The organism is Allotamlana fucoidanivorans (assembly GCF_006265225.1).
GTDB classification, from domain to species: Bacteria; Bacteroidota; Bacteroidia; order Flavobacteriales; family Flavobacteriaceae; genus Allotamlana; species Allotamlana fucoidanivorans.
Window position 1 is genome coordinate 1 of record NZ_VDCS01000025.1, and the last position, 9,695, is coordinate 9,695.

At 34.9% G+C, this 9,695-nt stretch carries 10 protein-coding genes; 2 read left to right on the forward strand and 8 right to left on the reverse strand.

Annotation, left to right across the window (positions count from 1 at the left end; all coding sequences use genetic code 11):
- Nucleotides 1-266: 266 nt before the first annotated feature.
- The 7 genes from dnaN to FGF67_RS16370 all read right to left on the reverse strand — a co-directional run bounded on the left by dnaN (nucleotide 267) and on the right by FGF67_RS16370 (nucleotide 6,226).
- Entirely contained in the window at nucleotides 267-1,385 is a 1,119-nt protein-coding gene (gene dnaN / locus FGF67_RS16340) for a DNA polymerase III subunit beta (protein WP_139698834.1), read from the reverse strand.
- Nucleotides 1,386-1,559: 174 nt separating this feature from the next.
- Complete coding sequence (gene gldG / locus FGF67_RS16345) at nucleotides 1,560-3,227, reverse strand: gliding motility-associated ABC transporter substrate-binding protein GldG (protein WP_139698835.1); 1,668 nt, start codon at nucleotides 3,225-3,227, stop codon at nucleotides 1,560-1,562.
- Nucleotides 3,220-3,705, reverse strand: coding sequence for a hypothetical protein (locus FGF67_RS16350; protein WP_139698836.1), 486 nt, complete (start codon nucleotides 3,703-3,705; stop codon nucleotides 3,220-3,222). The genes gldG and FGF67_RS16350 overlap by 8 nt, the downstream gene beginning before the upstream one ends.
- Entirely contained in the window at nucleotides 3,702-4,421 is a 720-nt protein-coding gene (gene gldF / locus FGF67_RS16355) for a gliding motility-associated ABC transporter permease subunit GldF (RefSeq protein WP_139698837.1), read from the reverse strand. The genes FGF67_RS16350 and gldF overlap by 4 nt, the downstream gene beginning before the upstream one ends.
- Nucleotides 4,422-4,471: 50 nt before the next feature.
- A complete protein-coding gene (locus tag FGF67_RS16360) occupies nucleotides 4,472-5,017 on the reverse strand; it encodes an isochorismatase family protein (RefSeq protein ID WP_139698838.1) in 546 nt (181 codons plus the stop codon).
- Between the two features lies 1 nt (nucleotide 5,018).
- Nucleotides 5,019-5,315, reverse strand: a complete 297-nt coding sequence (locus FGF67_RS16365) for a putative quinol monooxygenase (protein ID WP_139698839.1) — start codon at nucleotides 5,313-5,315, stop codon at nucleotides 5,019-5,021.
- Between the two features lie 14 nt (nucleotides 5,316-5,329).
- Entirely contained in the window at nucleotides 5,330-6,226 is an 897-nt protein-coding gene (locus tag FGF67_RS16370) for an SAM hydrolase/SAM-dependent halogenase family protein (protein ID WP_139698840.1), read from the reverse strand.
- Between the two features lie 155 nt (nucleotides 6,227-6,381).
- On the opposite strand from FGF67_RS16370, the gene FGF67_RS16375 reads away from it, so the two are divergent.
- Nucleotides 6,382-7,335, forward strand: a complete 954-nt coding sequence (locus tag FGF67_RS16375) for a PhoH family protein (protein ID WP_139698841.1) — start codon at nucleotides 6,382-6,384, stop codon at nucleotides 7,333-7,335.
- 153 nt (nucleotides 7,336-7,488) lie between these two features.
- Nucleotides 7,489-8,436, forward strand: coding sequence for a phosphoribosylaminoimidazolesuccinocarboxamide synthase (locus FGF67_RS16380; RefSeq protein ID WP_139698842.1), 948 nt, complete (start codon nucleotides 7,489-7,491; stop codon nucleotides 8,434-8,436).
- Between the two features lie 113 nt (nucleotides 8,437-8,549).
- Here the strand turns inward: FGF67_RS16380 and FGF67_RS16385 are convergent, their stop codons facing one another.
- Nucleotides 8,550-8,972, reverse strand: coding sequence for a hypothetical protein (locus tag FGF67_RS16385; RefSeq protein WP_139698843.1), 423 nt, complete (start codon nucleotides 8,970-8,972; stop codon nucleotides 8,550-8,552).
- Between the last annotated feature and the right edge of the window lie 723 nt (nucleotides 8,973-9,695).

The following is a 9,695-nucleotide window of genomic DNA, read 5'->3' on the forward strand; positions in this document are numbered from 1 at the left end:
TTTGTGGTAAGGTCAATTGTTTATAATGTTTCATCCAAAACGAATATAAATATTGAGCCTAAAATAGATGGGGCTAGCCCCATCTATTTTAAATATTCGTGTTGCACTTATTAATTGAACTTAGACAAGAATAAAAAGGGTAATAAAGTTGAACAAGTTCAACAGGAAAAAATTATTTTTCGATTTAAGTAATAAAAAAAGCAGTAATCATTTGGCTACTGCTTTTTTTTATATCAAGTTCCTGTTTGTACAGGCGTTTAGTTTGTTTAACTATTTAACATCACTGGCATGACAAGCATAGTCACCTGTTCGCCCTCATCAAGCCCATCAATTGGGGTTAAAATACCAGCGCGGTTTGGCATACTCATTTCTAATTGTACATCATCAGAACTTAAGTTATTCAACATTTCAGTTAAAAAACGTGAATTGAAACCAATTTGCATATCGTCACCTTGATAATCACAAGTTAAACGCTCTTCAGCTTTGTTACTGTAATCAATATCTTCGGCAGAAATATTAAGTTCGGCACCCGCTATACGCAATCTTATTTGGTGTGTTGTTTTGTTAGAGAAAATACTAACCCGACGTACAGAATTTAAAAACTGGTTTCTGCCAATTACTAATTTATTTGGATTTTCTTTGGGAATCACCGCTTCATAATTAGGGTATTTACCATCAATTAAACGACAAATAAGTACTGAATTTTCAAAGGTGAATTTCGCATTACTTTCGTTGTATTCAATGGTTACATCATCTTCACTGGCAGCTAAAATGCCTTTTAATAAGTTTAAAGGTTTTTTAGGCATAATAAATTCAGCCACCTGATTGGCTTTAATATCCTCTCGTGTATATTTTACTAGTTTATGCGCATCTGTAGCAACAAAGGTTAAGCCTTCGGTTGAAAACTGAAAAAACACACCGCTCATTACGGGGCGTAAATCATCATTACCCGCAGCAAAAATAGTTTTACTTATCGCGGTTGCCAAAACATCACCAGTCACTACTGTTTTACTAGGATCTTCAAGCGCTACGGCTTTTGGAAACTCTTTACCATTAGCATAAGCCAGAGCATATTTACCATGGTTTGAGCTAATTTCAACGGTGTTGTTATCCTCTATAACAAAGGTTAAAGGTTGTTCAGGAAATGTTTTTAAAGTATCTAATAGCAATCTGGCAGGAATGGCTACACTACCTTCTGAATCACTTTCTACTTCAAGAGTAGAAGACATGGTAGTTTCTAAATCACTGGCAGAAACAGTTAAATGATTATGGTTTAATTCAAATAAAAAATTATCTAAAATAGGTAACGTGTTTGAACTGTTTATAACACCACCCAAAACCTGTAGTTGCTTTAATAAATAAGTACTTGATACTATAAATTTCATCTGAAGATATTATGGTTTTTCTAATGTTGTTTTAAAATTGAATGTCAGTTTAAATCTTGTGATTATATCTGAATAATAGCTTTAAAATAAACAATTTACTTCGTTTATGTTGACAATCTATTACTTACAAATATATTCTAAACGCTTAAGATTTGGAAACAAACTTATTAACATTTAAGCGGCATATTTTTTCTTTCTAAATGAATTAAAAGTGAAACCAAAAATAGCGAGTAAGAGTAGTGGTAATAAGATGTTTATGAGTTGCCACTTGGTTTTTTCATCGGCTATTTTTTGTTGATTTAGAAAAGCAATAGCAATTTCCTTGCTTCGAATGTTTATAAGTCCGTTATCATCTAATAAGTAATTTACGGCATTGAGTAAAAATTCTTTATTCCCGTAAACTTGACCAGTCCATCGGTCAAAGCCTAATTCCTGAGGTTTACCACGTAGCACGTCATTCTTAATGATATCACCATCAGCAATCACTATCATTTTAGTAGGAACACTTTTATCAAGGCCTTGGGCTAGCTTAAACGGTTTAATGCGGTTGGCATAAGCCGAAGGGAATGTGCCTTCTAATAATACACCTAGTGTTTGGTTGCCTTTATTAAATGACTGAGGATCTTGTGGTTTAGTGACTAGCTCTAAATTAATTTCTCGCGGTGTGCCTTCAAGTTTTGAGAGTGGCGCAGATTCTAAGAGAATGGTTTTTTTAACAGCATTTTTCAAGGTATCCATTTGGTTAGCAAAATCAAATTTCACCAAATTCAAATTATTGACAATAGGATGGTTTTTATTGGAGCCAGCTAATGGCGAGTAAGGCCATTGTAAATGCTGAAATTGAGCCTGGCTACCTTCACCCATAGCTAAAGTAATGGGAGCCGAATACAGCGTACTCACTATTGAAGGGTTAACGCGTACCCCGTATTTAAAGAAAAAGTCTGTTAAATTTAAGTCTCTTTGAATAGCGACGTTCATGCCGTTGGCATTGTACAAGCTATCTTTTTCCATAGCCACGGCATCAATCATCCAAAGGCTTTTGCCACCTTGCATGGTATATTGATCTAACACTAATTTTTCTGCTTCAGAAAATGCTTCAGTTGGTTTAGCTGAAATGATTAAATCAAAATTGCTAATATCTCGTAGCACTTTTTGTGGATTGTTTGAAACGCTGTCTAAGGTAAAAGGAGCTATGTAATAATACGCTCCAAGTTTTTTAACAAAGTCGGCAATATATATATCTTCAAGTTGTCTGTTACCTTTTAAAATGGCAATTTTTTTACTTTTAGGGTTTATTAGCTTACTAAAACCATCGGCAAAAGCATATTCTAAATGCTGCACCGAGTTGCTTACCAATTCCTGCTGTGAGGCGCCAATCTTATTTTTTACTAATGGAATAATAACGGTTTGTTCCTTATAGCTGGCTAATGCCCAAGGGAAAATAACCGCATTAGAGGATTTTCCATGTTCTTGAACACTCAATTGCATGGGGGTTAGACCGCGCTCTGTAAGTTGTTGTATGTTGCGTTCTCTATTAGATGCATCTTCCAAAGGATTGATAAAACTGAAAACAATATTTTTATTTTCTGCTGAGAACTCTTCCAGTAATTGACGTGTTTCATTTTGTAGCCGTCTAAATTCAGAAGGAAAGTCTTCGCCTTCTAAAAAAACATCAATAACTATGGGAGAATCTAAATCTTCAATAATGTTTACGGCAGATTCACTTAGTGTATAGCGTTTATCAGCTGTTAAATCAAAACGCTTGTATAGGTTTTGGCTAATGCTGTTGATGAGGACTAAACCAACAAGTATTATGGCTATATGCTTTATCGTTTTATTCAAAATCTTTTTCTAATTGATAGGTTTTTAGTTGGGTTACTTTATTGTTTTTAAAAATAAGCTCCAAGCATTCTTGTTTATCATTAAAAGCTCCAGGCTTAAAACCTAAATTATAATTCCATTTATTTTCAGATTTACTGTTTGTGGCCTCATCCCAACCTAACCAGTCAGCTTTACCTAGTACCGTTTTAATACTATCTTTTTCTGAATTGACAAACAATTGGTTTGACAGGATGTGGTTTAACATTTCGTAGCGTAGCTCGGGCTGTTCTTTCCACGAATTTTCGTCAAAATATTTCTCATGATGATAACTAGTAAAAATGTTTATTAGCGGATAAAACACATAGAAATAAGCAATAGGTGTTAGAGCTAAACTGACTAATAACGTGAGCCATTTTCTGTGGTCAATGGTTCTAACAAACAGCCATACCAGAATAAATACAATACTAATTAAAATAATAAAGGTAGGCCTTAAAATCATTTTTGAGAGGTATTCAAATTTAATTTGGTTAACATTAAAAAGAATATCGTGATGCTTAAAAAATAAACAATATCTCTCGTATCTAATACACCACGACTCATACTTTTAAAGTGCACACTCATACTAAGTTGTTCTATAAAATGACTAGAAGTAAAGGCGGCAACCCCTTCAAAACCTATGTAAAATAGGAAACAAATAAAAACAGCGCTTATAAAAGCTACAATTTGATTGTCAGACAAGCTTGAGGCAAAAACACCAATAGCCGTATAGGAAGCTACCAAAAATAATAATCCGAAATAAGACCCTAGTGTACTTCCCATATCCAGATTACCAACAGGATTACCTAATTGATAAACGGTATAAACATAGAGTAGGGTAGGTATAAGAGCTATGATAATTAAAATAAATGCTCCAAAATATTTGCCTAAAACGATATTAAAGTGCGCTATTGGTTTGGTGAGTAACAGCTCTAAAGTACCTTGTTTTTTTTCATCAGAAAAACTACGCATTGTCACTGCGGGAATAAGAAAAATAAGAATCCAAGGCGCCAGCATAAAAAATGGCGATACATCAGAAAACCCATAATCTAAAATATTAAATTCGCCTTTAAACAACCATAAAAACAGACCGTTTAACACTAAAAAAATGGAGATGACCAAATAACCAATTGGGGATGCAAAAAATGAATTAATTTCTTTTTTTAAAATGGCAAGCATTTAGTGATGTTTTGAGTTTGGGCTAAAGGTAAAATTTTTCATCTAATTTTTTATAGTGATGTACTAATGGTTTTAAAATCTTCTACCTTAAGTGTTCCTTTAGTATTTATCATATTTTGCCACACCCAGTTGTAGTGAAGAATAATTTGCTTAGCACTTACATGTTGCCGTTCACCTGTGGTATGCGCATCGGCCACTACCGTAATGTTATAGTCTTTAGTTAGCGCTGATTGTACGGTAGCTTCAATACAAAAATCGGTAGCACAACCAGTAATGTACAGTGTTTCAACCTCTAGTACTTTAAGTATGGATTGTAGTTTTGATTTGTAAAAAGCATCATTAGCATACTTATCTATGAAGTAATCTTCATCATGCGTTGTTAAGCCATCTAAAAGTTCGTGCTCATAAGTCCCTGGAATAAATTCTGAATCTTTTGTACCATCATGTTGAATGTGTATTACAGGAAAATGACGTTTCCTAAATTGACTTGCCAAAGTATTAATTCTTGATAAAACTCCCAATGTATCAAACCTAGGTGTTTTAGGTGTGAATGATCCTTTTTGCATGTCAATTATAAGCAGTGCTTTTCGTGCCATTTTATTCCAAAGATTCTAATTTATCAACACTCCAGGCTTCAGGCTTTCTATTAAAAAGAGGCTTGGTTTTACTCCAAACGGACTTAAAAAGGTCTGAATGCCGGTATGCTTCCAAATGTGCAGCGGTTTGCCAATAACTGTAGGTAAAAAAAATGGAGGGGTCTTGTTGGTCTTGATACAATTCTAAAAACATACAGCCTTCAAACTGTCGTATGTTATGTTTACTGGCATGAAATTGCCTTAAAAACGTATCAACATATGCGGTGTCAAATCCCATTTTTACAATTCTAACAAGCATAACAGATGTATCGATTATTCAAAATCTGGAATATTATGAACGTTTTTAGGTAATTCAATGCCTTTTGGAATTACAGGTTTGGTTGTAAACTTCACGCTTACAGCATCCATAAGACCTAAACCCAATAATGTCGATGCGCTTCCTACGGTTTCACTATTGCTTTTATATACGGCAATTTCTAAAAAGTTTCCCGAATTAAAAACCACAAGTTTTCTGCCTTCGTCATGTCGTTTGTTTTCAGGAATATCAAAATTAACAAGATCACTGTATTTCTGATAGATCTTTTTAAAGGTATAATTGCGCGCCGAGATCTCAAAGTCTCTTCCTTTTTGAATGGTTTCAAAAAAGTTTCTCTTAATATTGGTAACCACATTTCCGTAGTTATCAATGTAAATCACACTACCAATAATCTGTGTTTTATCATCATTAACGTAAGGTACAATATTTTTAATGGGTTTAATTTCGCTAATGCGTTTACCAATCACATCAAGCGTGCCACCTCTTGCAATATGGCAAGCTACTTTTACAAAGACATCTAAAACTGGGAAACTGGTTTGTATTTTATTATGAATGTTAATTTCTACAATTTGTTCTGGGGCAATTTCGGAGCAAATCATACTCATAATACCATTGTTAGCACAGATAAAGTAGTGGTCGTCAAGCTTTATAGCAATATGTTTGTTTTCTGGATTTATTTCGGCATCAATACCAATAATATGAATGGTACCCTTAGGAAAACTCGCATAGGCATTTTGAATAATATACGCTGCCTCGGGAATGTTAAAAGGCGAAACAGAATGTGAGATATCAACAATATTAACATCTGGAAGTTCACTATAAATAGCGCCTCGCGTCGCACCAGCAAAGTAATCTTTCTCCCCAAAATCAGTTGTTAAAGTGATGATTGCCATGGACAAATTGTTGATATGTTTTTAAGGTTAAGTCACCCAATTTTATGTATTTTTGATTATCACTGGGTGTGATACAAAACTAATTAAATCATTTGGTCTGACGAAGTTTAAAATTTAATTAATCAGATTACAACCATAAACCAAAATAAAAGCCTTTGAACGAACTCATCTTAGAACTTGAAGAGATTACTCCAAAAGAGTTTTTTGGAGCCCACAACACTAACATTGAACTACTAAAAAAATACTTTCCGAAGCTAAAAATAGTAGCACGCGGCAATAAAATAAAAGCCTTTGGTGATGAAGAATTGCTCGAGGAATTTGATAGACGCATCACCATGCTACTAAAACATTTTGCCAAGTATAATACATTAGATGAAAATACTATAGAGCGTGTATTAACTAGCCAAAGCAGTGATGATTATACCACTTCAAAAGCCAGTGGAGAAACCATTGTACATGGTGTAGGAGGAAGAATGATAAAAGCCCAAACTGCCAACCAGCGCAAACTAGTAGAACTGATGCGTAAAAATGATATGGTATTTGCTATTGGGCCTGCCGGAACAGGAAAAACCTATACAGGTATAGCATTAGCGGTTCAGGCTCTAAAAAATAAAGAAGTTAAGCGTATCATTTTAACGCGGCCGGCGGTAGAGGCAGGAGAGAATCTTGGTTTTTTACCTGGGGATTTAAAAGAAAAACTAGATCCCTACATGCAACCTTTGTATGATGCCTTACGCGATATGATTGCCCCCGAAAAACTGGCACATTATATTGAAAATGGTACCATACAAATTGCACCGTTAGCCTTCATGCGCGGACGTACGCTTGATAATGCTTTTGTGATTCTTGATGAGGGACAAAACACCACTCATGCCCAAATGAAAATGTTTTTAACCCGTATGGGAAAAAACGCTAAGTTTTTATTAACAGGAGATCCAGGGCAGATTGATTTACCGCGCCGCACTATTTCAGGTTTAAAAGAAGCGCTGCTAATTTTAAAGAATGTAGAAGGTGTTGGCATTGTGTTTTTAGATGATAAAGACGTAATTCGTCATAAACTGGTTAAAAAAGTAATTGAAGCCTACAAGAGTATAGAAAACAGAGATTAGTTATTTTTGTAGCTGTTTCCCGCTTTCGGCAGTCGCTCTCTTTGAGGAGCTCCAACAATTGCCTTAATCGCGGCTAAGGCAGGGTAACACAACATAATATAAACCGTTCAATAAGGCACTTAGCAACAAGCGAGTAGTCAAATGTAAATTATAATGAGTAATACCATAATAGATACCAATTTCAATTTTCCAGGACAAAAAAGTGTGTATAAGGGAAAAGTAAGAGAAGTTTATAACATCAAAGACCAAGAATTGGTCATGATAGCTACAGATAGGCTTTCAGCCTTTGATGTGGTGATGCCAAAAGGCATACCTTACAAAGGTCAAATACTAAACCAGATTGCTACTAAAATGATGGCCGCCACTGAAGATTTGGTGCCTAATTGGTTAACCGCTACACCAGACCCAAACGTGGCCGTAGGACATTTGTGCGAACCCTTTAAAGTAGAAATGGTAATACGAGGTTATATGTCTGGGCATGCAGCACGCGAGTATAAAGCTGGTAAGCGTATGCTTTGTGGTGAGCCAATGTCAGAAGGGATGAAGGAAAATGATAAATTTCCAGAGCCTATCATCACGCCAGCTACCAAAGCAGAAATGGGAGACCATGATGAGGATATTTCTCGTGAAGACATTTTGGCTAAAGGCATTGTAAGTGAAGCCGATTATGTGGTTTTAGAAGATTATACCCGTAAACTGTTTCAACGCGGATCAGAAATTGCGGCCTCAAGAGGCTTAATTTTGGTAGATACCAAATACGAGTTTGGGAAAACCAAAAACGGGCAAATAGTCTTGATTGATGAAATACACACCCCAGATTCTTCGCGTTATTTTTATGCAGAAGGGTATGAGGAGCGTCAAGCCAAAGGCGAACCGCAAAAACAACTCTCTAAAGAATTTGTACGCCAATGGTTGATAAGTAATAACTTTCAAGGTTTAGAAGGGCAAACAGTTCCTGAAATGACTGATGCTTATATTGAAAGCGTCTCAGAACGTTATATTGAACTTTACGAAAACATTACAGGTGAAACTTTTGTAAAAGGAGATGTGAATAATATCCAAGAACGTATAGAACAAAATGTTTTAGCGTATTTGAAGTAAGTTTATTTGGTGGTATATAAAAACCGCTCGGTCTTTTGAGGTGACCGAGCGGTTTTTTGAACGAATCAAACTATAGTATTTTTTAAGCGTTAAGGTGCTTTTATACTATAAAGCTATTCAACAACGGGGACTTCTAGTATCAAGAATTGTGCTTCGCCTTCAGCATCTTCTCCTTGATAAAACTTAAAGGTATATGTTTCTTTTTGTAAGGCTTCTACAGGAATTGAAAATGTAGCCTCTTTGAACACGTCAGCACATGCCACATCATCATCAACATGTACTATTGGATAAATAAGCCTTGAAGTACCATCATAGAGGTACTCATATTGATCATAATAGAAATAACAACTATTGGGTAAGGCTACGGTACCTGTAATGATATACCTGTTTCCGTGAACAAATTCTTCAGGGACTTCTGCCGTTAAAACAATGCCTTTTTCTAAATGAAAAGCATGTGTGTCATCATCATCACTACATGAGGTTGCAGTCACCATTAGTGTCACAACTATAATGGCTAAATACTTAAATGTTTTCACTTTACTTTGTTTTTTTATTTTGGGTAAATTTAGAATGTTTTGATTACAGCGCGTGATTTATTATAGGTTAACTGTCTAAAATCGTAATTGATTTGACTTTAAGGGATAATGAAGCGGAAATTGATAATTAGGGTTTTGTATAAGCGTTACAGTCAAAAAAAAACCGCTCAGTATTTTGAGATTACTGAGCAGTTTCAAACTAACCAAACTAACTATATGAAAAACTTACTATTGTCTTATATCTGTAATAGGGTATAAGTGTTATAAAACCCCTAAATTTTTATTCTATTTTTATTTCTTTGAGTCAAAGATACCCCAGATACAAAGGCTAAATGGTGTTTTTTTAAGTGAAGTGTTCTAAAAAGGAAGTGAACTGAATAACAGGCAAAGTAAAGCGTGTTTTAGATGCATCATAAAAAAACCGCTCAGTATTTTGAGATTACTGAGCGGTTTCAAACTAACCAAACTAACTATATGAAAAACTTACTATTGTCTTATATCTGTAATAGGGTATAAGTGTTATAAAACCCCTAATTTTTTATTCTATTTTTATTTCTTTGAGTCAAAGATACCCCAGATACAAAGGCTAAACGGTGTTTTTTTAAGTGAAGTGTTCTAAAAAGGAAGTGAACTGAATAACAGGCAAAGTAAAGCGTGTTTTAGATGCATCATAAAAAAACCGCTCAGTATTTTGAGATTACTGAGCGGTTTCAAACTAACCAA

Excerpts from the sequence above, each read along its gene's own strand:
- FGF67_RS16370 (WP_139698840.1), bottom strand. The coding sequence starts at position 6,226 with ATGGCAATCATCACTTTAACAACTGATTTTGGGGAGAAAGATTACTTT.
- FGF67_RS16380 (WP_139698842.1), top strand. The coding sequence starts at position 7,489 with ATGAGTAATACCATAATAGATACCAATTTCAATTTTCCAGGACAAAAA.
- dnaN (WP_139698834.1), bottom strand. The coding sequence starts at position 1,385 with ATGAAATTTATAGTATCAAGTACTTATTTATTAAAGCAACTACAGGTT.
- gldF (WP_139698837.1), bottom strand. The coding sequence starts at position 4,421 with ATGCTTGCCATTTTAAAAAAAGAAATTAATTCATTTTTTGCATCCCCA.
- FGF67_RS16365 (WP_139698839.1), bottom strand. The coding sequence starts at position 5,315 with ATGCTTGTTAGAATTGTAAAAATGGGATTTGACACCGCATATGTTGAT.
- FGF67_RS16350 (WP_139698836.1), bottom strand. The coding sequence starts at position 3,705 with ATGATTTTAAGGCCTACCTTTATTATTTTAATTAGTATTGTATTTATT.
- FGF67_RS16360 (WP_139698838.1), bottom strand. The coding sequence starts at position 5,017 with ATGGCACGAAAAGCACTGCTTATAATTGACATGCAAAAAGGATCATTC.